The 26,346-nt window shown below is 71.2% G+C and carries 26 protein-coding genes and 1 pseudogene; 17 read left to right on the top strand and 10 right to left on the bottom strand.

All coding sequences use genetic code 11. The annotated features are described in order from the left end of the window. A pseudogene (locus AB0J64_RS51430) lies at positions 1–369 on the top strand (FAD-binding monooxygenase); the annotation flags it as partial. 9 nt (positions 370–378) lie between these two features. Here AB0J64_RS51430 and AB0J64_RS51425 read toward each other — a convergent pair. Further along, the gene (locus AB0J64_RS51425) at positions 379–933 is read right to left on the bottom strand and encodes a helix-turn-helix domain-containing protein (RefSeq protein WP_364044825.1); all 555 of its coding nucleotides are present in this window, start codon (positions 931–933) and stop codon (positions 379–381) included. A gap of 63 nt (positions 934–996) precedes the next feature. Here AB0J64_RS51425 and AB0J64_RS51420 point away from each other — a divergent pair, with 63 nt between their 5' ends. Continuing rightward, the gene (locus tag AB0J64_RS51420; protein ID WP_364044822.1) at positions 997–2,334 is read left to right on the top strand and encodes an erythromycin esterase family protein; all 1,338 of its coding nucleotides are present in this window, start codon (positions 997–999) and stop codon (positions 2,332–2,334) included. Positions 2,335–2,345: 11 nt separating this feature from the next. Here AB0J64_RS51420 and AB0J64_RS51415 read toward each other — a convergent pair whose 3' ends face one another. Both AB0J64_RS51415 and AB0J64_RS51410 read right to left on the bottom strand, forming a co-directional pair. Then, the gene (locus tag AB0J64_RS51415; RefSeq protein ID WP_364044819.1) at positions 2,346–2,798 is read right to left on the bottom strand and encodes a hypothetical protein; all 453 of its coding nucleotides are present in this window, start codon (positions 2,796–2,798) and stop codon (positions 2,346–2,348) included. Then, positions 2,795–3,163 (bottom strand): hypothetical protein, encoded by a 369-nt coding sequence (locus tag AB0J64_RS51410; protein ID WP_364044816.1) that lies wholly within the window; start codon positions 3,161–3,163, stop codon positions 2,795–2,797. The genes AB0J64_RS51415 and AB0J64_RS51410 overlap by 4 nt, the downstream gene beginning before the upstream one ends. 135 nt (positions 3,164–3,298) lie before the next feature. On the opposite strand from AB0J64_RS51410, the gene AB0J64_RS51405 reads away from it, so the two are divergent. Continuing rightward, positions 3,299–3,853, top strand: a complete 555-nt coding sequence (locus tag AB0J64_RS51405; protein ID WP_364044813.1) for a YceI family protein — start codon at positions 3,299–3,301, stop codon at positions 3,851–3,853. Between the two features lie 21 nt (positions 3,854–3,874). Here the strand turns inward: AB0J64_RS51405 and AB0J64_RS51400 are convergent, their stop codons facing one another. Next, the gene (locus AB0J64_RS51400; protein ID WP_364044810.1) at positions 3,875–4,351 is read right to left on the bottom strand and encodes a hypothetical protein; all 477 of its coding nucleotides are present in this window, start codon (positions 4,349–4,351) and stop codon (positions 3,875–3,877) included. 105 nt (positions 4,352–4,456) lie between these two features. Then, positions 4,457–4,885: a MarR family transcriptional regulator gene (locus tag AB0J64_RS51395; RefSeq protein WP_364044807.1), complete on the bottom strand. Its 429-nt coding sequence runs from the start codon at positions 4,883–4,885 to the stop codon at positions 4,457–4,459. A 96-nt stretch (positions 4,886–4,981) separates the two neighbouring features. On the opposite strand from AB0J64_RS51395, the gene AB0J64_RS51390 reads away from it, so the two are divergent. Further along, complete coding sequence (locus AB0J64_RS51390) at positions 4,982–5,728, top strand: NAD(P)-binding domain-containing protein (RefSeq protein WP_364044804.1); 747 nt, start codon at positions 4,982–4,984, stop codon at positions 5,726–5,728. A gap of 7 nt (positions 5,729–5,735) precedes the next feature. Here AB0J64_RS51390 and AB0J64_RS51385 read toward each other — a convergent pair whose 3' ends face one another. After that, entirely contained in the window at positions 5,736–6,650 is a 915-nt protein-coding gene (locus AB0J64_RS51385; RefSeq protein WP_364044801.1) for a hypothetical protein, read from the bottom strand. 153 nt (positions 6,651–6,803) lie between these two features. Between AB0J64_RS51385 and AB0J64_RS51380 the strand changes: the two genes are divergently transcribed. From AB0J64_RS51380 to katG, 8 genes are all read left to right on the top strand, one after another. Next, the gene (locus tag AB0J64_RS51380; protein ID WP_364044798.1) at positions 6,804–7,739 is read left to right on the top strand and encodes a DUF5829 family protein; all 936 of its coding nucleotides are present in this window, start codon (positions 6,804–6,806) and stop codon (positions 7,737–7,739) included. Between the two features lie 244 nt (positions 7,740–7,983). Next, the gene (locus tag AB0J64_RS51375) at positions 7,984–8,739 is read left to right on the top strand and encodes an SGNH/GDSL hydrolase family protein (protein WP_364044795.1); all 756 of its coding nucleotides are present in this window, start codon (positions 7,984–7,986) and stop codon (positions 8,737–8,739) included. Beyond that, positions 8,739–9,935, top strand: coding sequence for an acyltransferase (locus tag AB0J64_RS51370; RefSeq protein ID WP_364044792.1), 1,197 nt, complete (start codon positions 8,739–8,741; stop codon positions 9,933–9,935). The genes AB0J64_RS51375 and AB0J64_RS51370 overlap by 1 nt, the downstream gene beginning before the upstream one ends. Before the next feature lie 42 nt (positions 9,936–9,977). Beyond that, the gene (locus tag AB0J64_RS51365; RefSeq protein WP_364044789.1) at positions 9,978–10,508 is read left to right on the top strand and encodes a GerMN domain-containing protein; all 531 of its coding nucleotides are present in this window, start codon (positions 9,978–9,980) and stop codon (positions 10,506–10,508) included. Next, the gene (locus AB0J64_RS51360; RefSeq protein WP_364044786.1) at positions 10,505–11,188 is read left to right on the top strand and encodes a response regulator transcription factor; all 684 of its coding nucleotides are present in this window, start codon (positions 10,505–10,507) and stop codon (positions 11,186–11,188) included. Before AB0J64_RS51365 ends, AB0J64_RS51360 begins: the two co-directional genes overlap by 4 nt. After that, entirely contained in the window at positions 11,185–12,648 is a 1,464-nt protein-coding gene (locus AB0J64_RS51355) for a HAMP domain-containing sensor histidine kinase (protein ID WP_364044783.1), read from the top strand. The genes AB0J64_RS51360 and AB0J64_RS51355 overlap by 4 nt, the downstream gene beginning before the upstream one ends. 32 nt (positions 12,649–12,680) lie before the next feature. Then, complete coding sequence (locus AB0J64_RS51350) at positions 12,681–13,109, top strand: Fur family transcriptional regulator (protein ID WP_364044780.1); 429 nt, start codon at positions 12,681–12,683, stop codon at positions 13,107–13,109. Between the two features lie 23 nt (positions 13,110–13,132). After that, positions 13,133–15,409, top strand: a complete 2,277-nt coding sequence (katG, locus tag AB0J64_RS51345; protein ID WP_364044777.1) for a catalase/peroxidase HPI — start codon at positions 13,133–13,135, stop codon at positions 15,407–15,409. 98 nt (positions 15,410–15,507) lie between these two features. On the opposite strand, the gene AB0J64_RS51340 is transcribed toward katG, so the two are convergent. After that, entirely contained in the window at positions 15,508–16,458 is a 951-nt protein-coding gene (locus AB0J64_RS51340) for an aldo/keto reductase (RefSeq protein ID WP_364044774.1), read from the bottom strand. Between the two features lie 166 nt (positions 16,459–16,624). Here AB0J64_RS51340 and AB0J64_RS51335 point away from each other — a divergent pair, with 166 nt between their 5' ends. Beyond that, complete coding sequence (locus AB0J64_RS51335) at positions 16,625–17,641, top strand: hypothetical protein (protein WP_364044771.1); 1,017 nt, start codon at positions 16,625–16,627, stop codon at positions 17,639–17,641. A 75-nt stretch (positions 17,642–17,716) separates the two neighbouring features. Here the strand turns inward: AB0J64_RS51335 and AB0J64_RS51330 are convergent, their stop codons facing one another. Then, positions 17,717–17,947, bottom strand: a complete 231-nt coding sequence (locus tag AB0J64_RS51330) for a hypothetical protein (RefSeq protein ID WP_364044768.1) — start codon at positions 17,945–17,947, stop codon at positions 17,717–17,719. Continuing rightward, entirely contained in the window at positions 17,944–18,540 is a 597-nt protein-coding gene (locus AB0J64_RS51325; RefSeq protein ID WP_364044765.1) for a hypothetical protein, read from the bottom strand. The genes AB0J64_RS51330 and AB0J64_RS51325 overlap by 4 nt, the downstream gene beginning before the upstream one ends. 199 nt (positions 18,541–18,739) lie before the next feature. On the opposite strand from AB0J64_RS51325, the gene AB0J64_RS51320 reads away from it, so the two are divergent. The 3 genes from AB0J64_RS51320 to AB0J64_RS51310 all read left to right on the top strand — a co-directional run bounded on the left by AB0J64_RS51320 (position 18,740) and on the right by AB0J64_RS51310 (position 24,011). Continuing rightward, positions 18,740–22,498 (top strand): helix-turn-helix domain-containing protein, encoded by a 3,759-nt coding sequence (locus AB0J64_RS51320; protein WP_364044762.1) that lies wholly within the window; start codon positions 18,740–18,742, stop codon positions 22,496–22,498. 147 nt (positions 22,499–22,645) lie between these two features. Then, positions 22,646–22,948, top strand: coding sequence for a cellulose binding domain-containing protein (locus AB0J64_RS51315; protein ID WP_364044828.1), 303 nt, complete (start codon positions 22,646–22,648; stop codon positions 22,946–22,948). A gap of 172 nt (positions 22,949–23,120) precedes the next feature. After that, the gene (locus AB0J64_RS51310) at positions 23,121–24,011 is read left to right on the top strand and encodes a hypothetical protein (protein ID WP_364044759.1); all 891 of its coding nucleotides are present in this window, start codon (positions 23,121–23,123) and stop codon (positions 24,009–24,011) included. Between the two features lie 185 nt (positions 24,012–24,196). Here the strand turns inward: AB0J64_RS51310 and AB0J64_RS51305 are convergent, their stop codons facing one another. Continuing rightward, entirely contained in the window at positions 24,197–25,525 is a 1,329-nt protein-coding gene (locus AB0J64_RS51305) for an alpha/beta hydrolase (RefSeq protein WP_364044756.1), read from the bottom strand. A gap of 68 nt (positions 25,526–25,593) precedes the next feature. On the opposite strand from AB0J64_RS51305, the gene AB0J64_RS51300 reads away from it, so the two are divergent. Then, complete coding sequence (locus tag AB0J64_RS51300; RefSeq protein WP_364044753.1) at positions 25,594–26,169, top strand: TetR-like C-terminal domain-containing protein; 576 nt, start codon at positions 25,594–25,596, stop codon at positions 26,167–26,169. Positions 26,170–26,346: the final 177 nt, after the last annotated feature.

Below are 26,346 nucleotides of genomic sequence, written 5' to 3'. Positions count from 1 at the left end.
GCCCTCGTCGGCGACGCCGCACACACCACCCACTACTCCATCGGCGCGGGCACCGCCCTCGCCCTCGGAGACGCCGCCTTCCTCGCCCACTCCCTCTACCAGAACCCCCACCTCGAAACCGCCCTGGCCCACTACGACCGGCGACGCAGAGCCGAGATCAGACGCATCCAACGCGCGGCCCACTACAGCGCCCAGTGGTACGAGAACCTCCCGCGCTACATCGACCTGCCACCGGTGGAGATGTTCGCACTGCTGGAGCAGCGGCACTCACGGGTGCTCCCGCACGTCCCGCCGCGGCTGTACTACAAGATCGGCCACCTGGTCGATCGGGTCGCGTCGCTCCGCAGGTCACCCGGAACACCCGCATAGCAGCGAACCTCACTGCCCACCCGCCTCGTGCCGCGGCGTCTCCTCGGCCGGGAAGAAGATCGTGCTCATCAGGTAAGGCCTGCGGCCCGGGGCGGGCTCGTTGCGCGCCTTCGAGACGAACACCTCGTACAGCGCGTCGATCATCTGGGCGAGCTCGTCCGGGCTGAACCAGTACGTGCCCTGCCGGTAGCCCACGGAGTCGGCGCTCGGGTCGGCTCCGTCCCGGTCCAGGTAGGCGTTGAACTCGGCGAGCAGGGCCGCCATGGCCGCGGCGAACCCGCGGCGGTGGTCGTCCAGGGACATGGACGTGGCGTCCTCGGCGTCGATCCTCGTGCGCTCGCGGCGTAGCCGGTAATGCCGCTCGACGGCGCCGTGCACCCGCTGTTCGCCGGCGATCTCCAGCACTCCCGCCTCCGCCAGCACCCCGACGTGCCGGTACACGGTGGTCTTCGGCACGTCGGCCAGCCGGGCGCACAGGTCGGACGTGGTCAGGGTGTGCCCGCCGGACATGGCGTGCACGATGCGCAGCCGGACCGGGTGCAGGAGCAGATCAATGGTGTCCACGCCCTGATGTTCCCATATCTGGTACCGTTACCAAAAATGGGAACGGTTGACAGAGGAGCTGGAATGACGGCGCAATCCTCCACAGGCATGGTGCGACTGAGCGGCGAGGCGGTGATCCCGCTGTCCACGCTGGATCCGGCCGGACCGCTGGACGACCTCGCATGGCTGGATGAGGCGATCGGCGACGCGCGGGTGGTGGCGATCGGCGAGAGCGCGCATTACAACGGCGAGTTCTACCGGCTCCGCCACCGCGTGCTGCGCTACCTGGCCGAACGGCACGGATTCGGCGCGTATGCGATGGAGTCGGGATTCGTCGAAGGGTGGCAGGTCGACGACTGGGTCCGGGACGGCGAGGCCGGCGACCAGGAGCAGGTGAGCCGGCTGCTGGCGAACGGCATGACCTCGCTGATGGGCCTGTGGACCCCGATGCGCGCCCATCTGGAGTGGATGCGGCAGCACAATCTCACGGCCTCGCGGCCGGTCGGCTTCTACGGCATCGACCTGTCCGGCTCGAACGCGTCCCTGCTGCCCGGCCTGGACGCCGTGCTCTCCTACCTGGCGCGGGCCGATCCCGGCTACGAGGTCGATCCGGACGTACGGGAGACGGCCTCCGCCTTCGCGGCGGCCTCCGCGTTCTCCATCCCCCAGGCCCTCGCCGCCTACGGAGAGCTCACCCCCGAACGCAGGAACGCGCTGACGGCGGGCCTCGCCGAGCTCATGGCACGCATGACGGGCCGGCGCCTCGACTACCTCCGCCGGACGACCGCCGATGCCTATGAGCGTGCCGTCCGTTCGCTGAGCCTGACCGTGGCCGTCGACACGGTGGCCCGCGAGCTCTCGGCGGGCAGGCCGGACCTCGGGGCGAGCATCCGCGACGCCGCGATCGCGGACACGGTCGAGTGGATCCTGCGCAGGGAGGACCGGATCGTCCTCGCCGCCCACAACGGCCACGTCCAACGCGGGCCCGTCACCCTGCCCGGCATGGCACCGATGACCACGATGGGCATGCATCTCGCCGACCGGCTGGGCGGCGACTATCTGGCCATCGGCACGACCTCGGGGACCGGCCGGACGCTCAACCCCGGGGCCGGGTTCTACGCCGGCGAGTTGTTCACGAAGATGGAGCCGCCCCAGCCCGGCAGCCTCGACGCGCTCATGGACGCGAGCCACGACGGGCCCTTCGCGACCGACCTGCGGCGGCTGTCCCCGGCCGACACCGATGCCGTCCGGGCCGTGTCCGCACAGCGCGTCGGCACCTTCTATGCCGACCTGAGCCCGTTGGACGCCTACGACGTCGTCATCCACCTCCCCCACGTCACGCCGGCCGACCCCGACCACGCCGCCCTCGCCCACGCGCCCGGCGACGTGCAGGAGGCGTTCTCCCGGTACAAGCCGGAGTGACGCGCCCAGCATCAGCCGCGCGACACCTTCTCCGTCATGCCGCATACCGGGCAGGCCACCTGGGCGGTGTCGGCGCACAGCGCGGCGGCACAGACCGCGCACCGCCCCTCGAACGCCAGCCGCCCGCGCTTCTTGCGCTCGCCCAGATGCGGCAGCGCGATGCCCACCGCCCGGTGGCGCCAGCCGGGTGCCCCGTTTTTCGAGGCAGGGTCTTTCGAGGCAGGGCGTTCGGGGGTGGGGCCGGGCACCGCGAGGAGCAGCCGGGCCTCGCGGTACGGAGTGTGCCCGTACGGGGCGCGTTCGGCCAGCACCTCGCAGAGCACGTCCCGCAGCACGTCGTCGGGCAGGGCCAGCAACTGCGGCAGGAGCCGGGCGACGGTGATCCGCGACACGGCGTCGCGCAGCTCGTGGAGGGGCATCGCGCGCAGTGCCTCCTCCGGGTCGGGCACGGCGGCTCCGCTCATGTCAGGAACGCCGGCTCGTCGCAGATCGGGCAGCGCACGTGCTTGCGGCTGCCTGCCAGGCGCACCTGGCACCGTCCGCAGCCGCCGTGCTGTACCAGGCCCCAGTCGACGTCGAGCGGGTCGTCGTAATGCTCCGGGTCGGGGTAGGCCACAGCGATGTGGTCGGTCCGGCCGCTCCACCGCCCGCTGCGAGGATCGCGGTCGCGGGAGGCCACGGCCATGAAGTAGCGGTTGTCCCGGGAGTCGTCCTCGTCGCCGTACGGGCGGCGCTGCTCGAAGACCTGCCGCAGCAGGTACATCAGCCATTCGTCGGGCAGCGACCGCAGCTGTGTGACGAGAGCGTACGGTTTGAGCGTTTCGGACATGCAGCGATGATCTCAGCCACCGGGCGGTCTGTCCCACCCCTCCTTCATCCGGGAAACGCAACCGGCGGCCCCGGATTCGCCATGCCTGCGGCACGTGTCACGGTGAGCCGAGCAGGTGCGAGCTAGCGTGACAAGGTGAGCATCACCGCTGGTAACTACACGTTCGGCGCCGAGTCCGGCCGGCTTCTCGTCCATACGACCCGTACCGGGCTGGGCGCGAAGGCCGGCCATGATCTCACCATCGAGGTCACCCGCTGGCGCGGCACCGCCGTCGTCGACGCCGCCGACCCGGCCAACTGCTCGATGACGGTCGAGGCCGACGCCGGTTCGCTCGAGGTCAGGGAGGGGACCGGCGGTGTCAAGCCGCTGTCGGCCTCCGATCATGCGGAGATCGAGCGGACCATTCGGGAGAAGATCCTGCAGGTGCGGAAGCACCCGACGATCATGTTCCGGTCGACGCGGGTGGACGGGACCGCGCAGTCGTTCCGCGTCGAGGGCGAGCTCACCCTCGTCGGGGTCACGCAGCCCGTCGAGGTCCAGGGTTCGCTGACCGATGAGCGCGTGCAGGGCTCGGCAACCGTCGTGCAGACCCGGTGGGGCATCCGGCCCTACTCGGCGCTGCTGGGCGCGCTCAAGCTCAGCGACGAGGTCGGGGTGTGGTTCGACGTCGGCCTCGTACCGAAGCTGTGACCGGGCGGCCGTCCGCTGCCGTCACCCCGCTGGAGGCGGCGCGGTGGGCAGGTTGGCGTACTCTCCGGCTCTCAGCTGGACCGGGACGTTCACGCGCATGGGCGCGGTGCCGCTGAAGGCGAAGGTCATCGGCACCGTGGCGCTGCGCACGCCGCTGACGGTGCCGATGGGCTTGCCGCCGGTGCCGACGGGCTGGTTGGGGGGCAGCGTGATGGGCCCCGCCAGCTGTACGGAGCCGCCGCCCTCGACGACGATCCGGTCGAGCCGGGCGGGCCGGCTGCCGGAGTTGATCAGGACGGCGTACAGGGCGAGTTGCGGGGACGGCGAGTCCGGGTCCGGGCCGTCCAGGAGGAAGGCGTTGCGCAGGTGCAGCACGCCTTGCAGGTCGGCGTTGGCCCCGCTGTTCGGCGGGTACGTCTGCGACGGGTACGTCCCCACCGACGCGCAACCGGTGGCGGCAATGGCCATCCCGATCACCGCAGAGCTGATGGCACGCATGGCCACGCCTCCTTTCGCCACCCCGTGTCATCGCTTCGCTACCCTGCGGCACCCATCCCAACCACGCCCGCTGGAGACCCGAGCCCGACCTGGGGCGCGCCGCGCTCAGGTGATGAGGGCCTGGAGCAGCTCGCGCAGGGACTGCTGTTGCGCCGGGCTGAGCGTGGCCAGCGGGGAGTGGGTGTTCAGGCGTTCCAGGACGTCGGCCCGGCGGCGTTCGCCCGCGGCGGTGAGGACGACCTCCTTGGCGCGCCGGTCGGTCGGATGGGGCCGGCGCTCGATCAGGCCCTGCTGCTCCAGCCGGTCGAGGACGAACGTGGCGTTGGAGGCCTCGCAGACCATCCGGTTGGCCAGCTCTCGTGCGGTGATCGGGTCCGAGAGCTCACGCAACGCGACCACCTGGGCCGGGGTCAGGGCGAGGTCGTCGGCGACGCGTCGTACGTGGGCGTCCAGCTGCTGGGTGAATCGGTGGGCCAGCCGGCACACGTCCCGGTCGATCTGCGTCTGCGTCACCGCATCGGCCCGTTCGGTCATGGTCAGGAAGTCTAGCGAACATGATTCGAGTCATGATAGTTATGACTCGCATTACTTGAACTCGAACTATCTTGTGCCACGTCGAACGGAGAAGTCGTGTCCCGGACACTTGGAGTCATCGGCAGCGGAATGATCGGTTCTTCCGTTGCCCGCCTGGCCGTCGCCGCCGGTCTCGAGGTTGTCCTCAGCAACTCGCGAGGGCCTGAGACGCTCGCCGATCTCGTCGCCGAGCTGGGCGGGCGCGCCCGGGCAGCCACGCCGGACGAAGCGGCACGCGCCGGAGATCTGGTGGTGGCGGCCATCCCGTTCCACGCGTACGGCCGGCTCCCCGCCGATGCGCTGGCCGGGAAGACGGTGCTGGACACGGCGAACTACTACCCCGAGCGGGACGGCCACCTGGCCGAGCTGGACTCCGGCGAGCTGACATCGAGCGGCCTGATCCAGCGTCACCTCGCGGGCTCTCGGGTGATCAAGGCGTTCAACACCATCACTCCGCACCAGATCGTCTCACTCGCCCGGCCCGCGGGCGCGCCGGACCGCAGCGCCCTGCCCGTCGCCGGCGATGACGCCGAGGCCAAGGCGGAGGCCGCCCTGCTGATGGACGCCCTCGGCTACGACGCGGTGGACATCGGCACGCTCGCCGACAGCTGGCGCAGTGAGCCGAACACGCCGGTGTACATCGAGCCCTATCTCGGCGACGTGCCCGCCGTGAACGTCGAGGCGTTCCTCCGCTGGACGTTCCAGACGCCTGGCGTCGCCGTCCCGGCGGCGGAGATCCGCAAGCTGGCCGAGATCGCGGTCCGCCAGGCGGCGGGTGAGGCCAGGTTCCCGAGCGACGGGTGATGCCCGTTCAGGCCTGGCTGAGCGCCGCCGCCAGCTCGGCATTGCGCCGGGCGAAGCCGGCCCATTCGGGCGGCGTGACGGCGCTCGCCCGGGCCACGGCCGAGCGAGCGCACTCGCGCTGGCCCCATCCGTTCAGGCGCCCGCCGCGGATGGTGAACGTGACGGCGAGACCGTCCGCCCACCCGCATACGTCCTGGTCGCCGCCGCCTTCGACGGTGACGCGCTGCACGCTCGTCACCCATTCGAGCGCGGCCAGCTCTTCCTGGATCCGGGCGGCCAGCTCGAAGCTGAGCGCCCCCGCCGCACGGTCGCGCGCCGCCGTCAGCGCCTCACGCGCGGCCTCGGCGTACGTCCCGTCGAGCGTGGAGATGACGGCCTCGGCGAGCCGTTCCCTGAGCTGCGGGCCGATGCCGCGCCTGGCCGCGATGTCGCGTTCGGCGCCGGCGAGCCGGTCACGCGTGTACGCCAGCGGGAAGGCCCGGTGCAGCCCGGAGATCGCCTGCCGCGCTCTCGTTCCGCCGAGGTAAGGACCGAAGCCGACGACCCCGTCGAACCGTGCGACGTGGCTCGTGCGCACCCCGGCGGTGCGCGGCCGCGTGTCGACGACGATGTAGATCGACGTCTCCGCGCCGCCGGGGGTGCGGTTCCAGGGGGGCATCTCGGCTTCGAGCAGGTTACGCTCGAGCCAGGCGGCCTCGTGCACCGACTCGCACGCCACCGCCTCGACCCAGGCGACCCGGGCGACCATCTCCGTCAGGTGCAGGCGATCGCGCAGGTCACCCCAGTAGGACCGCACCCGGCTCCGAAGGTCGGTGGCGCGTCCCAGGTAGAGGATGCGGCCGTGCCGGTCACGGAACCGATAGACGCCGGGCTCACGAGGCAGCCGTGCCGCCGCGCGAGCAGCCGATGATGCAGCTGACACCCGGCCGAGTCAAACATCGGCCGCCAAGGGGTGTCAACGATCGTCAAGCCGCGAGGGGCTCGCCACATCGCCGGTATGAGATCGCCACATTTGCAGTATTGGTCCTGTCAAATCGATAGTGAAGGTGATCATCCTCGCCCTAAGATCACGTTCATGATGATTCGCCGGACATTACGGATGATCACCGCTCTCACCGCGACCTGCGCCGTCGCGCTCGCCGGGGGTGTGGGGACGGCCCAGGCCGAAGAGTCCCACGTGTCGTCCCAGAAGCAGCTGCTGTTCTACAACCACGCCTACAGCGTCGTCGACCGGGAGACGGCCGACGCCGTCGAGAACTCCGCCTACCTGCGGGAGTTCGCCAACTTCGAGGTCCGCACCACGACCGGTGGCGGGATGACCTGGAAGGGCCGTTACCTCAAGGGCCGCGAGACCTACATCGAGCTGTTCGGCGAGGGCGACCTGCCCGGCCAGGACGCCCTCTACGGCTCCGCCGGGCTGGGCGTGTCGACCGAGCGCTCCGGTGACCTGGCCAAGGTGACCGCGCAGCTGGCCGCCCTGGGCATCAGCGACCCGGCCAAGTACCGCCAGACGCGGGACTTCGGCGATGGCGTCCCCATCCCGTGGTTCGACACCATCCGCACCACCGCCGACCAGTACGAGGCCTTCGACCCGTGGGCGATGGAGTACTTCCCGGAGTACTTCGCCGACCCGCGCAGCCAGACCGAGCCGGCAAGCTACGACGGTGACGTCAGCCGCGAGCGCTACCTGCCCGACGCCTACGCCGACCACCTGATGCGTGACATCACCTACATCCGCATCGGCGTCCCCGCGCGCGACCTCGCCAACACGGTCCCCCTGCTCAAGGCGGGCGGGTTCGACGTCACGGTCACCGGCGGCGGCGCCATCGCGAGGGGCGGAGGCACCACCATCCAGCTCGACTCCGTCGCGCGTGAGAAGGCGGGCCTCAAGCAGGTCTCCATGTCGCTCAACCAGTCCGTGGCGACGCGGCACGAGGAGCGGATCGGACGTTCGACCCTTGTCGTGGGCCCGGGCGCCGGCGCCGAGTGGACCTTCGACGCCCCGCAGTAAAGCCCCATAGCACCTCCTTCACCCGCCCGGCAGGCGACGACGTCGATCGTCGCCTGCCGGGCGTCGTCGTTCCCGCCTGCCGGGATCTCCTCTGTGATGGCTGATCCCTCATTGTGTGATGAAACGATGACAACGCGGTTGACCGCCGGATTCGTCTGATTGCCTACGGACCATGCAACCGACGAACCCCTTTCCTGGCTCCCCGCTCCCCCCAGGATCCACCGGCCGCCGTCGTGCCGGAGTGATGGCGGCCGTGGCGGTCGCGGTCGGGGCCACGCTGGCGGCCTGCGGCTCGTTCACCGCCACCCCCGGCGACGGACCGGCCGCGACGGCCCGACACGCCGGTCAGGCCGCGGCCGGCGTCAGGGTGCTGTGGATGGGCGACTCCATCGCGGGCGCGGAGGCCCCCGCCGTGCAGGCCGCGCTGGAAGCCAGCGGTGTGCGGTTCAAGAACGCCACCTCTGACGGCGGCGGCAACGTCGTCGCCGGTGATCACCCGGTGACGGCCGTGGCGGCCAAGGACACGTGGAAGACGCTGAAGGAGAACCTCGCCTCCTTCCGGCCGACGGTGATCGCGTACCAGATCACCACCTACGACTGGGGCACGTCCGGCCAGCAGCTGGCGGCCTACCAGCAGCTCTCCCGGACGGCGAAGGACGCCGGCGCCCGGCTCGTCCTGGTGTCGGCGCCGCCGTTCAAGATCGACGACTTCTACCGGCCCCACAAGGACGCGATCAAGAGCGCGCCCGCGATGGCCGCCAAGGTCGCCGACGTTCGCTACCTGGATGCCTCTGAGCTGTGGGGCGACGACTACGCCGCCGGCAAGGCCCAGCGCGCCAAGGACGGGGTCCACTCCTGTCAACAGGGATCGGCGGCCTTCGCCACCTGGTTCGCCAAGCGGCTCGGCGAGCTGACCGGCTTCACCCCGGCCGCACCCGCCGTCTGGGCCACCGGGCCGTGGACCGGCGACGACCGCTTCGCCAAACTCGGCTGCGGCTGATGGGAGCGACGACGTCGGCCCCGCGCCGCGCGCATGTCGGCGCGCTTGACGGGCTGCGTGGGCTCGCTGTCGCCGCGGTCCTGCTGTTTCACGCCGGGCACCTGCGCGGCGGGTTCCTGGGCGTCGACCTGTTCTTCGTCCTGTCCGGCTTTCTGATCACCGGCCTGCTGCTGGAGGAGCTCGGCAGGAGGGGCGGTCTCCGCCTGGTGGCCTTCTGGGAACGCAGGGCCCGCCGTCTGCTGCCCGCGCTGACCGTCATGGTCATCTCAACCCTGCTGCTGGCCTGGGCGTTCGCCAGGCCGGACCTGTTGAGGTACGCACTCCAGGACGCGCCGTGGGTGGCCGCCCAGAGCGTGAACTGGCACCTCATCGGCGAGCAGATCGGCTACTGGAACGCCTCCGGCACCCGCCTGTTCGCCCACCTGTGGAGCATCGGCGTCGAATGGCAGTTCTACCTGGCCTGGCCCCTGATGGTGGCACTGGCCGGGAGAGGGCCCGGCGGGCACCGGCGGGTGGCGCTCGTCGCGGTGGCCGGCGCGCTCGTCTCACTCCTGCTCATGATCAGGCTCGGGGCCGCCGTGGACACCACCCGCGCCTACGAGGGCACCGACACCCGGGCCTTCTCTCTGCTTCTCGGCGCGGCCGCCGCCACGGCCCCCGTCCGGGCCGCGGTGAGCGGCCTGTCACACACCGCCGCGGACGTGGTGTGCGTCCTGCTGCTGTGCGGCCTGTCGGCCTCCTGGCTGCTGACCGGCGGGGAGAAGGCCCCCGGCCTGTTCCAGGGCGGAATGTTCGCGCACTCCCTGGCCGGCGCCGCGCTGATCGCGCTCCTCGCCCACGCACCGGACGGCCTGGCGGGCCGGGTGATCGGCAGCACCGTACCGCGCCTGCTGGGCGAGCTGTCCTACAGCCTGTACCTGTGGCACTGGCCGATCTACCTCCTCCTGCCACGGCCTCTGGCCGGGCTCGACGGCTGGGGCTGGACGATCGTCGCGGCCGGGCTGTCATTACTGGCTGCGGTAGTCTCGAAGGCCACCGTCGAAGATCCGATACGGCTGCGCACCGGCTGGGCCACCGGGCGGCGCGGATGGGTGGCTGCGGCTGCCGCGGCGGCGCTGGCAGCAGGGTTGTGGGCGGCGATACCGCGGCCGCAGCCCGGCGCCGGGACGGTCGACGTGAGCAGACTCAGCCAGTAGTCATCACCGGACAGATCCGCCGGGAAACGAGGGAGCGGGCACATGCCAAGGGTCTTACGCCACCTGGCGGCCGTCCTGGCCGCGGCGGCGACGCTGGCGGGTTGCGGAATCAGCGACACCGACGCGCGCCCCGCCGGCGACCCGGTCCAAGGCGGCCTGACCGAGAACCTCGGCAGTTCGCTGCGGGTGTATTTCGTCACACCCCAGGGCACCTGGCCGGTCTCCCGGCCGGCATCGGCCGGCGCCCGGTTGCAACAGGCCATGGACGCGCTGCTCGACGGCCCCACAGCGGCTGAGCGGGCCCGGGGACTGATCACGCAACTGCCCTCGGCGCCACAGCCGGTACGGGCCACGACGACCAAGGGCCGCGTACAGCTGCGTCTGCCGTGGCTGGTGCGTGACCTGCGCCCGGCGGCGGTGAGCCAGCTGGTCTGTACGGCCGCCGAGGCTCCAGGCGTCGGCGACGACCCCGTCATCGAGGTGTTCGAGCCCGGCATGGCAGGCAGGCCCTGGCCGGTCAAGTGCGACGAGAGCGGGTCGGCCGTCCCGGCCGAACAGGGAGCCTCCTCGTGACCCGCGTCCTGCTGATAGAGGACGACCCGGCCGTACGCCGGGGCGTGAGCCTCGGCCTGCGCCACCGAGGCCACGAAACCCTGCTCGTCTCGACCGGTGAGGACGGACTGGCCGAACTCGTCGCGAGCGCGCCCGACATCGTCCTGCTCGACCTCATGCTGCCCGGCATGAGCGGCCTGGAGACCTGCCGCCGCATCCGCGCCTTCAGCCAGGTGCCCATCGTGATCCTGTCCGCGCGCGACGATGACGTGGACGTCGTCGTGGGCCTGGAGGCCGGCGCCGACGACTACGTGATCAAGCCGGCCAGCAGCGAGGTCATCGAAGCCCGCATGCGCGCGGTGCTCCGCCGTACCACCCAGCCCGCCTCCTCCGACCAGGCCCGCACCACCCACGGCGACCTGTTCGTCGACCGGGTCGCCCTGCGCGTGCTCAAGCACGGTGAGCAACTCGCGCTGGCGCCGACGGAGCTGAAGCTGCTGCTGTTCCTGACGGCCGCGCCCGAACAGACCTTCAGCCGCCAGCAACTCCTGGAACAGGTCTGGGAACACACCTTCCACGGCGACTACCGGCTGGTCGACGCGTGCGTGATGCGGCTGCGAGCCAAGATCGAGAACGACCCCCGCAACCCCCGCTACATCCAGACCGTGCGCGGCTTCGGTTACCGGTTCGGGCCGCTGTGATCCGCCCCGCCCGCGCACGCGGCCTGCGGGCCCAGCTGGTCCTGGTGTTCCTCCTGGTATCCACGATCAGCGCACTGACCGCCGCCGCGGTCACCTACCGCCAGGGCCATGCCGCGATCGTGGACCGCGCCCAGGCCGACGTCCTGCAGGAACTGCGCGCTCACCTTGCCTCCCGAACGCCCGACCTACCGGCCGACCCGGCCGAGGCGGACCTGCGCAGGCTTGCCCGGCAACTGGACCTGGCGGCGGGCACGCGGGGCTGGCACACCGCCCTGTCCTATCGCGGCGGCCCGCTCATCGCCGCCGGGAAGCAGGTGCCGCCGCTGCCCGCGGGGCTGCGCGGCCAGGCGGCCTCGGCGCGTACCGCGCTGGCCCAGCGCTTCCACCACGCCCGGACGCCCTGGCTGGCCGTGGCCGTTCCCGTCACCGCCGCCGCGCGCCCGCACGGCCCTTCGCCGCTCGTGGCCTACGCCTCTCTCTCCCTGGCCTCCCAGCAGCAGGACGTGGACAGCCTGGCAGCCGCCGCGCGCGCCGGAGCCCTCCCCGTCGCCCTGGCCTCCATCGTCCCCGCTCTGCTGGCCGCGCGCAGGCTGCTGAGACCGGTACGGCGGCTGCGCACAGCCGCCGAGCAGATGGCGGGAGGCAGCCTGGACACCCGCGTGAGCGTCACCGGCGACGACGAACTCGCCGACCTCGGCCGCACCTTCAACACCATGGCGGCCACGCTCCAGGCCGACGCGGCCGCGCTGCGCGACATGGAAGCGCGGGCGCGCCGGTTCGCCGCCGACGTCTCCCACGAGTTGCGCACGCCGCTGGCGGCCATGGCCGCCGTGACCGAAGTCCTCGACGCCGACGCCGCCTCCGGCCGCCTCGCACCGCTCACCGCCGAGGCGCTGCAGCTGGTCTCCGACGAGACCCGCAAGCTCACCCGCCTGGTCGAGGACCTGATCGAGGTCTCCCGCTTCGACGCCGGCGCCGCCGTACTGAATCTCGACGAGGTCGATCTGGACGAGCTCATCGCCAAGACGCTCGCCCTGCGGCACTGGCACGACCGGGTCCGGTCCGACGTTCCCCCGGGCCTGCGCGCTCGGCTCGACCCGCGGCGCGTCGATGTCATCATCGCCAACCTCGTCGGCAACGCGCTCCAGCACGGCGGCCCGGCGGTGTCGGTACTCGTCCAGGTCCAGGCCGGTGCCGATCAGATCGCCATCACCGTCTCCGACGACGGGCCCGGCATCCCCGCCGACCTTCTGGCTCACGTCTTCGACCGGTTCACCAAAGGCGACGCCGCCCGTACCCGTAGCGACGGCAGCGGCCTGGGCCTGGCCATCGCCGCTGAGAACGCGCGCCTGCACGGCGGCACCCTCACCGCGGCCAACGCCCCCCGAGGTGGAACCATCCTGACCCTCACCCTGCCGCGGAATCCAGGCGCGCCGGCCCCGGACTCGCAGCAAACTTGAACTATTCCAGATTAGGGCGCTATGTTGGCCGTATGGCGTCCGACTTCGAGGCGCAGTTACGAGCAGTCTCGTTGCGCGTGACCCGGCCGCGGTTGGCAGTGCTCGCCGCGCTGCGCGATCATGCGCACGTCGACACCGACACGGTGATCGCCCTGGTACGAGCCCAGCTCCCCAGGGTCTCCCACCAGGCGGTGTACGACGTGCTGCGTGCGCTGACCGACGCCGGTTTGGTGCGGCGCATCGAGCCGGCCGGTACGACCGCCCGCTACGAGTCACGGGTGGCGGACAACCACCACCATGTCGTGTGCCGCTCCTGCGGTGCGATCGCGGACGTCGACTGCGCAGTCGGCCACGCCCCCTGTCTCACCGCCTCAGATGACCAGGGCTTCGTGGTCGAAGAGGCGGAGGTCGTCTATTGGGGCACCTGCCCCGACTGTGCGGCCAGACGCATTGACCAGTGATCCGGTAGTTCGGAAGGAAGCAGATGAGCGACACCCAGGACAACGGCCCCTCCAGCGCGCAGGGCGTGGACGAGAAGGCGGCGGCCGGCTGCCCGGTCGCGCATGACTCCGTGACCGCGCACGGCAGCGAGAGCGAGAACCCGGCAATCGACTCGCCGGCTCCGAAGACCGGCGGTCGTCCGCGCACGAACCGGGACTGGTGGCCCAACCAGCTCGACCTCTCGGTGTTGCGCGCGCACTCGTCCAAGGGCAACCCGCTGGCAGAGGGCTTCAGCTACGCCAAGGAGTTCGAGAAGCTCGACGTCGAGGCCCTCAAGCAGGACATCATCGAGGTGCTCACCACCTCGCAGGACTGGTGGCCGGCCGACTTCGGCCACTACGGCGGCCTCATGATCCGGATGAGCTGGCACGCCGCGGGCACCTACCGCATCCACGACGGTCGCGGCGGGGCCGGCGACGGCGCTCAGCGTTTCGCCCCGCTCAACAGCTGGCCGGACAACGCCAACCTGGACAAGGCCCGGCGGCTGCTGTGGCCGGTCAAGCAGAAGTACGGCCAGCAGATCTCGTGGGCCGACCTGCTCGTACTCGCCGGCAACGTCGCCCTGGAGTCGATGGGATTCAAGACCTTCGGCTTCGGCTTCGGCCGCGAGGACGTCTGGGAGCCTGAAGAGATCATCTGGGGTCCGGAGGACACCTGGCTCGGTGACGAACGCTACGTCACCGACACCGAGATGGCGCCGAACGTCGGCGCGACCGAGATGGGTCTCATCTACGTCAACCCGGAGGGTCCCCGCGGCAACGCGGACCCGGCCGCGGCAGCGCATTTCATCCGCGAGACCTTCGGGCGGATGGCGATGAACGACGAGGAGACCGTCGCGCTCATCGCCGGCGGCCACACGTTCGGCAAGACCCACGGCGCCGGCGTCGCGGACGAGCACGTGGGGCCGGAGCCCGAGGGCGCGCCGCTGGAGGCGCAGGGCCTGGGCTGGCTGAGCAGCCACGGCACCGGCAAGGGCGCTGACGCGATCACCAGCGGTCTCGAGGTGACGTGGACCGACCGGCCGACGCAGTGGAGCAACCGTTTCTTCGAGATCCTCTTCGGCTACGAGTGGGAGCTCACCACGAGCCCCGGCGGCGCCAAGCAGTGGGTCGCGAAGGACGCCGAGGCGATCATCCCGGACGCCCACGACCCGTCGAAGAAGCACAAGCCGACGATGCTCACGACCGACCTGTCGCTGCGCGTCGACCCGACGTACCAGAAGATCTCTCTCCGCTTCCTGGAGAACCCCGACGAGTTCGCGCTGGCCTTCGCCAAGGCCTGGTACAAGCTGCTGCACCGCGACATGGGTCCGGTCAGCCGCTTCCTCGGACCGTGGGTCGCCGAGCCCCAGCTGTGGCAGGACCCGGTGCCGGCCGTCGACCACGCACTCGTGGGTGACGCCGACATCGCCGCCCTGAAGGCGAAGGTTCTGGAGTCCGGCCTCACGACCGCCCAGCTGGTCTCCACCGCCTGGGCCTCCGCCGCGAGCTTCCGCTCCACCGACAAGCGCGGCGGCGCCAACGGCGCCCGGCTCCGTCTCGAGCCGCAGCGCAGCTGGGAGGTCAACCAGCCCGAGCAGCTCGCGACGGTCCTGGACACCCTCGAGGGCATCCAGCGCGAGTTCAACGAGGCCGGCGGCGCGAAGATCTCGCTCGCCGACCTGATCGTGCTGGCCGGCTCGGCCGCCGTCGAGAAGGCGGCACACGAGGCCGGCGTGGCGGTGACGGTGCCGTTCCGTCCGGGCCGCACCGACGCCACTCAGGAGCAGACCGACGTCGAGTCCTTCGGGGTCCTCGAGCCGCGGGCCGACGGGTTCCGCAACTACCTGCGTACCGGCGAGAAGACCCAGCCGGAGGTGCTGCTCGTCGACCGTGCCTACATGCTCAACCTGACCCCGCCGGAGATGACCGTCCTGATCGGCGGCCTGCGTTCCCTCGGAGCCAACTTCGGGGCCACGCGGCACGGCGTCCTCACCGACCGGCCCGGCGTGCTCACCAACGACTTCTTCACCAACCTGCTCTCCCCGGGCACCCGGTGGAAGGCGTCGGAGTCCGAGGAGCACGTGTACGAGATCCGCGACGTGGCCACCGATGAGGTGAAGTGGACCGCCACCGCGGTCGACCTCATCTTCGGCTCCAACTCGCAGCTCCGGGCCCTCGCGGAGGTGTACGCCAGCCAGGACGCCCGCGACACGTTCGTGACCGACTTCGTCGCGGCCTGGACCAAGGTCATGGAGCTCGACCGGTTCGACCTCGCCTGACCCTGTCTCCACCCGGCGAGCCCGGCCGATCCGCCGTGATCGGCCGGGCTCGTCCGCCGTCGGATCCGGTGATCCGGCGTGAGGGCTCCCCGCTCACCTCAGCGGGCGTGGCGCTGCAGCACCTCGTCGATCTGCGCCAGCTGCGCCGCCTCCAGCGGCCCGTGCAGCAGCGCGCCGGCGTTCTGCTCGGCCTGGCCGACCGTCTTGATGCCGGGGATCGGCACCGTGCGGCCGCTGCGGGCCAGCAGCCAGCCGAGGGCGCCCTGGGCGAGGGTACGGCCGCCGGAGGTCAGGACGTCGCGGATCGCGTCCAGCATGGCGAGGAACTCCGGAGCGGGCCGGCCGTCCTTGAAGAAGGTCATCCACGCCGGGGAGTCGCCGCGTACGTCGTCCATCGGCAGCCGCGAGTCCGGGCCGTACTTGCCGGTGAGCAGCCCCATCGCCAGCGGCCCCCGGTTGACGGAGGCGAGCTCATGGGTGTCGCACACCGCCAGCATCGCCGGGGCGTCGTGCAGCACGTTGAGGTTGTGCTGCACAGCGGCGCAGTGCGGCCCCTTCGCGAACGCGGCCACCCGTTCGGGATCGTCGGTGCTCCAGCCGTAGGCCCGGATCAGGCCCTCGTCGACGAGCCCCTCCAGCGTGGCGACCATCTCGTCCACCTGCTCCATCGGCGCGTCCGCGACGTGCAGCTGGTAGAGGTCGATGTGATCGGTGCCCAGCCGCTCCAGCGACGCCCGGCACGCCTGCCGGATGTATCCGGGCGAGATGTCCTGGCCGGTGAGGGCCCGCGTCGCCGCGTCGAAGGTGAGGCCGAACTTGGTCGCGATCACGACCTCGTCCCACCGCCCGGACAGCGCCCGCCCGAGCACCCGCTCGCTGTGCCCGGTGCCGTACACGTCGGCCGTGTCGAAGAAGGTCACCCCCAGGTCGAGCGCCCGATGGACGGCCGCCACCGACTCCTCGTCGTCCACCTGCCCCCATCCGGCCGGCTTGCCGCGGGCCATGAAGGGTCCCCCGATCGCCCATGCCCCGAACCCGATCGCACTCACCCGCAAGCCGCTACGCCCCAACGTCCGCAACGAACCACTCATCTCGCACTCTCCCTGGCTATGCGGAAACGACTCCGAGGAAGACTGCCAGCTGGAGTGGGCTCCAGGTCAAGGACGTCGATCATCGACTGGCGACAGGCCCGACGATCATCGCTACCCTTCGACAATGTCATTCCATTACCGATCGCTCGGCGTGGTGACGCTCGCGACAGCCGCGCTGCTCACCACACCCTCGATCGCGCAGGCGCGCGAAGCGCCCACGGCCGCGGCGGATCGCGTCTTACGGGTCTACAACAACAACATCGAGAACCTGGTGAGAAACAACGCCGACGGCACGTGCACCCGGATCTCGGGCCCGGACCACCTGACGTCGATGCTCGTCGACGACAACGGTAAGACGGGCACCTCCGGCGTGAAGGCTCCCGATCTCCTGATCGTGCAGCAGGTGCGTGGCACCGGACAGGCCACGGCATACGCCGACCAGCTCGGGGCCGAGTTCGGCTATCCGGCGGGCACCTACAAGGCGCTCGTGGCGTGGGACGACCCCGAGGAGTGGGGCGGTTCGCACAACTGCAGTCAGCAGGCGCTCGGCGACCTGAAGAAGAAGCAGACCAACGCCATCATCTACAACACCAGGACGCTGAGCCTCGCGGCGGGTGACGTCTCCAAGTACTGGAGCGCGGGCTGGCTGAAGCCCGGAACGGCGTACAACGGCGGAGCCGGGTGCACGCTGTACAAGCCGCCGGACAGCGACGACGGCGCCACTTACGCATACAAATGGAAGCGCACCAGCGCTCTCGCGGCGAGGTTCACGATCAAGGAGACGGGGACGACCGTCTTCGCCGCGACCATGCACCTCCCGGAGCAGAACGGGGCGAACGCCTGCGCGGGCGCGGGCGACACGGGCATCGCGGGCTCCGGCATCCACGTCGGCGCGGACGCCACGAGCTTGATGAACGCGTCAACGATCCGCGTGATCGGGATCGACGCGAATCGTACGAACATCGCCTCCACCACACTCGGCGGCTTCGGCATGACCGGCTATGGAGCCAGAGCGACCGACGGGTCCAGGAAGATCGACTACCTCTTCGTCAAGGGCACCGTGCGACCGTCGAGCATTGATCACACGGTCGGCAGTACGAAGTCGAACCATCTCGCGCTGTACGGGTTCATCGAGTTCTGAACGGCCACGGCGCCGCTGAACGCTGAAGCGGGGCGGCCCCGGCTCGACGGGACCGCCCCGCGGGAAGCGCAGGCCTCACTCCATGAAGGCGGCCTTGAAGAAGTGGTCAGGGGAGGATCCGTAAGCGGTGACGTGGACGATGCCGCGCTCAAGCGGCCTGCCCGGCATGCGGACCACGTGGTCGCCGACGCCGAGACGCCGCACGGTGTTGATGTGCCCGGCGGAATTGTGCTGGTAGGCGAGGGCGTTGTGACAGGCCACGGTGACCAGAGCGCCGAGGACGCCGGCGCGCCGTGACGCCTTCACGGGACCTGCCGCAGGACGTAACTGCCGCCGGTGACGGCATGGTGGGCGCCGTCCTTGGGGCAGCGGCCGGAGGCGCCGGGAGTGTTGCCGTCGAAGAACATGCCGGCGCACTTGAAGCACCAGCGCCACTGCTCCTGGCCGCCCGGGGAGTCGCGGTTGCCGACGTCCTCGATCAGATAGTAGGAGGAGATCGTCGGGTAAGGACCGAAAGGCGTGTGGCCCGAGGAGCCCTGGCTGGGGCAGTGACCGAACGTGGAGTTGCCCCAGTACCACAGCCCCTGGCAGGCGCCGCACCACCGCCAGTTGCTCTGCCCCCGGCCCCCGTCCTCGATGGTCTTGAGGATGTAGTTCCCGCTGCCGGTGCTGTGATGACCGCCGTCGAGGATGTCTCCGGCGGGGCACCCTCCCCGTGTCCCGTTCAGGGAGTACCACAGGCCGCTGCACCGTTCACACCAGCGCCACCCCGCCTGGGCGGCCTGCGCCGGCGCCGGCGCGGCGACGGCGAGCGCGGCGCTCGTGCCCAGGAGCAGTGACGTACCCGCCATCATGCGCAGCACCGCCCTGCGGGGTGGCTGTTCGATCCGGCTCGTCATGAGGGTCCTCCCTTTCGATGGGATGCCGGGCCCCCGACTATCGAGGAGGGCCACCGGCCCCGGAAGACGTCCCGGCGGAGTCCGTACAAGCCCGTACAAGCACCAACAAGCCCTGACAAGCGCGGTGACACGGGTCTGTAACCCTCGGCGTCGCGCGACGGACTACAGAGCAAAGACGTTTCTCGTAGGAGGCGCGGCAGTGGCCCAGGACGGGGCGGGACCGGATCCCGGCCGGATTCGCGACCGTGAGGGCTTCGCGCGGGAGCTCACCATGCTCCGCGAGCGGGCGGGTCTGACCGTACGGCAGGTCGCGGCGCTGGCCGGCAGCCCCGGTGCGCACAGCACCATCGGAGACTGGTTCGCCGGTCGGGGGCTGCCTTCTCTGGCCCTGAGGGATTCGTTCGAGCGGGTGCTGAAGGTCTGTGGAGCGACCGAGGTCACCGGCTGGGTGGACGCCTGGCAGCGGGTGCGGCGGGGACGATCACGCAGGCGAGGGGGCGTCGAGCCGTACCGGGGGCTGGCGGGCTTCGAGGCCGAGCACGCCGCGTGGTTCTTCGGCCGGGACGCCCTGACCGAGCGCCTCCTGCGCGCGGTCACCGAACTGGACGGAGGCGGGCTGCGGCTGGTGGTCGGCGCCTCCGGAGCGGGCAAGTCCTCGCTGCTGCGGGCCGGGCTGGTCGCGGCTCTGCACGAGCAGGGACGTGCGGTCACCGTATGCACTCCGGCCTCACATCCGGTCATCGCGGGCCGGCCGGGCGAGGTCCTCATCGTCGACCAGTTCGAAGAGATCTTCACCGCTTTCATCCCCTTCACCGCATCGACCACTGCCACCGCCCGCACCGGCGAGCCGGCGCAGGACGCGTTCGTGGACGCGCTGGTGCGGGCGGCAGCCGACGGCGCCATCGTGGTCATCGGCCTGCGCGCCGACTTCTACGGTCACCTTCTCCGGTTTCCGGCGTTGGCGGCCGCCGCGCAGCACGGACAGGTGGCCGTCGGCCCCATGACCAGGGACGAACTGTGCGACGCCATCGTGGAACCGGCTCGCAAGGCCGGTCTGGCCATCGAGGACGCACTGGTCGAACTGCTGCTCCGCGAAGCCAGCCGGGCACACGACGCCGGGGTGCTGCCCCTGCTGTCGCACGCGCTCTATGCCACCTGGCTGAACGACCAGGGCCACGGCCTGACCGTGGCCGGCTATCAGGAGGCGGGTGGCATCGAGGGTGCCGTGGCCGCCAGCGCCACCGAGATCTACGAGGAGCTCTCCGCCCAACGACGTGAGCTGGCGCGACGGCTGTTCCTGCATCTGGTGCACGTCTCCGCCGACGCCGCCGACACCCGCCGCAAGGTCTCCTCGGCCGATCTGCCGTCCCCCGGGCCTGCCATGACCGAGGTGCTGCACCGTTTCGTCGACCAGCGCCTGCTCACCCTGGACCAGGACACCGTGGAGATCACGCACGAGGCCCTGCTGTCCGCCTGGCCCTTGCTCGCCGACTGGCTGTCCGCGGATCGCGCCACCATGCTGCTCGGCCGCAGGTTCGCCGCCGATGCCCAGGCCTGGCGGCACGAACGGAACGACCCCGACGCGTTGTACCGAGGCGCGCGGCTGCTCGCCGCGCAGGAGTGGGCGCAGCGGCATTCCTCCGACATGACACCGACCATGGCCGACTTCCTGCGGGCCTCCGGCCGCCAGGTACGCCGCCGCACCCGCCGCCTCTATCAGACCATCGCCGCCTTGGTGGTCCTGGTGGTCGTCGCCGCCGTCGCCGCCGTGGCCGCCTCGCAGGCCCAGCGCACCGCCATCCGCCAGCGCGACCAGGCGCTGTCCCGCAGGCTCGCGGGCGACGCGATCGCCCTGCGCGCGACCAATCCCGCACTGTCCGCGCAGCTGGGCTTGGCCGCCTATCGCCTGGCCGACACCCCCGAGGCGCGCGGCAGCGTCCTGTCGGCGCCGGCCGTCCCGTACGCCGCGCGACTGACCGCACACAGCGCCCCGGCCTACGCCACGGCCTTCGCCCCTGACGGCCGCACACTCGCCACGGCGGGCACCGACCGCACGGTACGCCTGTGGAACGTCTCCGACCCGCACCGCCCCTTACCCCTCGCGATCATCGGCGGCGACTCCGACGGTGCGATACCCCCATCGTCGTCGCCCGTCGCCGGCCCCGGCCACACCGACGGGGTGATGTCGGCCGCCTTCCGTTCCGACGGCCGAGTCCTGGCCACCTCCGGAGCCGATCGCACCGCGCGGCTCTGGGACGTGGACGACGCCCGCCGGCCGCGCCCCCTCGCCGTTCTCCGGGGGCACACGGACACCGTGCGAACGGTGGCCTTCGACCCCAGGGGCCGTCTGCTGGCGACGGCGAGCTACGACCACACGGTCGGGCTGTGGGACGTGTCCGACCCGAGCCGGGCCATGCGGATCACCACACTCACCGGCTACGCGGAGCAGCTCACCTCGGCGGTCTTCGCCCCACGCGGAGACGTCCTGGTCACCACCGCGGCCGATGCGGTCGTACGGGTCTGGGACGTCGCCGACCCCCGGCGCCCCCGCGCCCTGCCCAGCCTGAGAGGCCACAGCGACCGCGTCCTGTGCGCCGCCTTCACCTCCGACGGGCACATCCTCGCCACGGGCGGGTTCGACAACACCATACGGCTGTGGGACATGCGCCACCCGGACCGGCCGCGGCCGCTCAGCGTGCTGACCGGACACCAGAACGGCGTCGTCTCCCTGGCCTTCGCCCCCGGCGGGCGGACCCTGGCCTCCGGCAGCTACGACCGTACCGCCCGGGTATGGGACGTGACCGACGCCGCGTTCGCGAGCGAACCCCTCGTTCTCAGCGGACACGCCGAAGTGGTCTACTCGGTGGCGTTCAGCCCAGACGGCCGTAGCCTGGCCACCGCCGGCAAAGACACCACCGTGCGGCTGTGGGACCTGCGGACTTCCGTACTGAGCGGGCACAGCAGCCCTGTCCAGTCCCTCGCAGCGAGCCCCGACGGTCGCCTTCTCGTGGCCGGCAGCTATCGCACGGCCCGCGTCTGGGACATCGCCGCCCCGGGCGGACCCGTACCCCTCGCCACGGTGGCAGGTCACACCGACAACATCACCGCAGCCGCCTTCCACCCCGGCGGCCGGCTGCTCGCGACCGGCGGGCAGGACCGCACCGTCCGCCTGTGGAACCTGTCCGACCCGCGCCGCCCCCAGAACCTTGCGGTTCTGACCCGGCACCAGGGCAACGTGACCTCGGTCGCCTTCGACCCCGACGGCGAGCTGCTGGCCACCGCGAGCGCCGACGGCACGATCGACCTGTGGCAGGTCTCCGACCCGCGCCGCCCGGCCCACCTCGCCACGCTCGACGGCAACGGCGGCTCGGTCGACACGATCACCTTCAGCCCCGACGGACTGCTCCTCGCCGGCGCGGGCGCCGACGCCACCATCCGGCTGTGGCGGATCGCCGACCCGCGCCACCCGGCGCTCCTGAAAGGACACACCGGCGCCGTCACCCGTATCGCCATCTCCCCGGACGGCCGCACCCTGGCCAGCACCAGCCTGGACGGCAGCGTACGGCTGTGGGACCTGACCGACCCACGCAACGCCCGCGTCATCGCCGCGCTCACCGGCCACGCCGACGCCGTCACGGGCGCCGCCTTCAGCCCGGACGGCCATACCCTCGCCAGCAGCAGCCTGGACGGCAGCGTACGGCTGTGGGACCTGACCGACCCACGCAACGCCCGCGTCGTCGCCACGCTCACCGGGCACGTCGGCAGGGTCCAGACCCTCACCTACATCCCCGGCGGTCGCGTCGTCGCCACCGGCGGCGAAGACTCGACCGTCCGCCTGTGGGACGTCGACGCCGAACACGCGGCACGGAGGATCTGCGCCCTCGCCCACCCGTCCATCACCCCCACCGAGTGGACCACCTACTTCCCCTCCGACCTGGCCTTCCGCCCTCCTTGCTGAGGGATCATGGAATGTCAGGGCATGGCCCGTGCCCCGACCAGGGAGTGGCCGAGGCGGTAACGACCGCGAGCAACACAGCACGATCCGCCGCTACATCCGGCGTCACTGAACATGGCAGCGGGCCTGCGGCTGACCTGGGCACCGTAAATTCGACGGGCCGGGTTCTCGACCGACGTCGCCGTCACCAACCGCAGCGTTCCGCCGCCCAACGGGGTGGTCAACCTGATTCTCGACGACGGTCAGCGGCCCAGCGTCTGGTGGGGTGCCAACACCAGCATCGGGGGCCCGGATCCGCACATGACGTTCACGCTGCCGGCGTTCCATCCGGACGTGGCGATCGGCGAGACGTACCACTTCGGGTACAACGCGACCTACACCGGCGCGTACGACCAGGCGTACGCCTTCAGGCTGGGCGGCCAGCTCTGCGACATCGAGTACGTCACCCTCTGATCACCGCGATCTGAGCCGCTCGGTGATCTCCAGCCAGGCGGTGACGTCGGCGCGCTGCGACTCTCCCCCGAGCACCAGTCCCTCCCGGACGCCGCGCACCAGGAGGGCGCTCAGCGCACCCCCAAGGCCGCGGCCGAGCGAACCGCGCCGTCTGCCGGCACGTCTACCGGATATGCGGATCATTTCAGCCGCAGTGCTCCTCGTGCTCGCGGCGGGCTGCGGTTCCGTCCGAGCACCGGGCACTGATGACGAGTTCACCGACCGCGCCATTAAGGTCGCCGAACGCTGGCAGAGGTCGGCGGAGCGCGGGCCGTGGACCGAGGGGTTCGTCCCGCTGCGGAACCTGACCCTGGAGCCCGATTGGGGGCGCATGCCCCGGTGGGTCGGGCGGAGCACGATCAACAGCGCCTGGAAGTTGGAGACCGAGCTCTCGGCCGAGGCGCCTGCCCCGGCCGAGCTGCGCTGGGCCGACGGGAGCACGCTGAGCGTGCCGGTCCTGGCGGCCACAGCCGCCTACGCCGGGCTGAGCAAGCCCAAGTCCTTCGTCGACGAGAAGTGCCCGGCCGGCACGGGTTGCCGGCCGCTGCGTGTGATCGCGGTGGCGCGGGGCGAGGCCACGATGCCCAGCAGCCGGGGGGACGTGCGGGTGCCCACGTGGGAGTTCACCGTGAAGGGGGTGCCGGAGCCGTTCCGGCGGGTCGCCGTGGACCCGGCCGCGATGGGCGGGCCGCCCCGGCCGCTGAACGTCGGGGTCCAGGAGGTGAGCACTTATGAGGTGCGCGCGCCGACTGAGCTCCAGCTGAGTTACCAGCACGGCACCTGCGACACGACGTACGGCTCGCGCGTCCATGAGACGCCCGAAGCGGTGGTCGTGGATGTCGACGTCCGGCAGGACGACGTGGAGATCTGCGACGCGATGGGAAAGACCGACCGGATCGGCGTCACGCTGCGCGAGCCCCTGGGCCGCCGGGTGGTGCTGGACTCCAGCAGCGGGGTGCCCTTGCTGTCGCAGAGCGACATCCGCCTGGTCGAGTTCCGGAACTACGACCCACGCCGCTCCTAGTCGTGATCGAGCAGGCTGCTCGGATCTCTGTAGCACCGTCGTGAGGGGGTGGCCAGGGTTCGCACGATCCAGTCGCCCGGCTCTCCCGGTGGAGCCCCAGGCTCCGGCCGGCACCTTTGACGGGGACACCGCCTGTTCGCGCCGGGCTCCGAGGTGCGGAAGGGCCGGGGCGGCCCGCGCGGAGGTCACCTGTGGTCGCGAAGGAAGGCGGAGATGTCGGCGCGGGTCGGGTAGTTCCTCAGGGGCGCCGGCTCCCCCTGGAGAAACGCCGTGATGACGGCGGCGGCGCGCTGGTTGTTGTCGTCGAGGCCGTTCCACATGTGGTGTCCGACACCGGGCATGTACTGGGTCCGCTCGATGGCGAGGTCGGCGGCGAGGACGGCGGTCTCCCATTGACGCACCTGTGACGAGCATTCGGCGATCATCAGCATCGCGGGAGTGCGGGAGCGTTTCAGCTCGGGAGCGATGGAGGGCGAGTCCTTGATCGTCTGCTGGATGCGGAGGCTCGCGGCGACGCTGAAGGAGAAGTTCTCCGCGGTGTTCTCGGCAGGGATGCGGCCGGCGTCCCGCTCGCAGTAGGCGGAGGCGGTGTCACCGCCGAGATCGGCGGCCTTGACCGCGTTGACGCCTTCGGCCTGCGTGATCAGGCCGGTGCCGGGCGGGAGGAGCCCGAGTTGCATGAGGCCGAGCGCGACGGCGTACCGGGGGACGCGCGTCGCCTGCGGTCCGGTCGGGGCCGGCGCGAGACCGCGCGCGGACGGCCGTCCCTGTTGCCCGCTGATCAGCGTGGTGGGGCCGTCCATGGGGCCGGGCTCAGCGATGATCGCCCGGTGCACGCGGGCGGCCACGCTCGGGGCGGCCAGGGCCCGGGTGAGCACGACCGCGCCGGCGGAGAATCCGAGGACGTCGACCGGGCCCTTGTCCAGGCGATCGATGAAGGCGGCGAGGTCGCGTACGGACCTGGAGATCGTGTACTGCTCCATGGGCAGCAGATCACTCCGTCCGCCACCGGGCTGCTCATAGGCGTACACGTCGTAGCCCTGCCCGGCCAGGAGCCGCAGGAATCGGTGGTCGAGCACGGAGATGCCGCGGACGGGCCCTCCGTGGAGGTACACGAACGGCGTGGGGCGCCGGGGGGCGCCGGCGGCGGGCGGATAGTGGTAGACCGCGACCCGGCTTCCCGTGCTCAAGCTCCAGTGCCCCGTGGCCACGAACGGCAGGTCGGGCGGATACTGCCGCGTCGTGGGGACGGTGGGGACGCAGACCGACGCCGTGAGCACGGCGGCGACGACCACCGGCGCGAACGGCCACAGCCGACCCGGCCACCTACGGCCGCGGCCCCGCCACAGTGCGGCGATGATCGCGGCTCCGAGGGTGGTCAGCCAGGCGGCGAGCCCCGAGCGCGCGCCGTCCGTCAGGACGATCAGGGTGAGGAACAGCCCGGCCAGGCCCATGACGGCGAGCACGGCCAGGATCAGACGGCCGATGAGGCGGAGGGGGACGGCGAGAAGCATCGACAGTTTCCAAACCTTGTTTTGAAACGATGTTCGGAAACGCTACCAGCTCGGCTAGGCTGGTCGTCGTGGGAAGGCCGAGAACGAACGACGACACCGTGAAGGACCGCCTCATCGAGTCCGCGACCGAGATGCTCGCGACCCGTCCGCTGGAGTCGATCACCATCCGCGCCCTGGCCGCCGCTGCCGGGACCGCGACCGCCGCGGTCTACTCACTGTTCGGCGGCAAGGACGGGCTGATCTCCGCGGTGCGTGACAGGGCGGTCGCCGGACTGTCCCAGGACCTGTCGGCGGTGCCGGCCTCCGACGACCCCCTCGCCGACCTCTACGCGCTCGCGGTCGCGTACCGGCGATGGGGACGTGAGCACCGCCACCTCTACACGGTGCTGTTCGGCGGCGTGCAGAGCTTCGACCCGTCCGGCGACGTGGGTGCCGACGATCCCGTCAGGCCGCTCATCCAGGCGATAGATCGCGCTCTGTCGGCTTCCGTGCTCTCGGGCGACACAACCTCCATCGCGCTCTCACTCTGGGTGACCCTGCACGGGCTGGTGACGCTTGAACTGGCCGGGGCCCTCGACAGCGCCACGGCCGAGACCACGTTCCGCTCGACGATCCCCGCCACGTTCCGCGGCTGGGCCGCCTGAGCTCGCTCGGCCTCCGAACCCGGCTCAGTGAACCTCCTGCCGTTGAGCTCACCGAACTGCGGCGGTGGCCGCCGCCCCGCTTGGGGCGGCGGCCCCAGGCGCGCGGGGTGGCCCGGAGGGGTCGCGTCCCCCGCGCGGGGGAGTACGGGAGTGCGGGGGGGGTGGGAAGCGGGGTTT

Origin of the sequence: Nonomuraea sp. NPDC049695, from assembly GCF_040674955.1 — a bacterium.
Lineage (GTDB): Bacteria > Actinomycetota > Actinomycetes > Streptosporangiales > Streptosporangiaceae > Nonomuraea > Nonomuraea helvata.
This window is presented reverse-complemented; position numbering and strand designations above follow the sequence as displayed.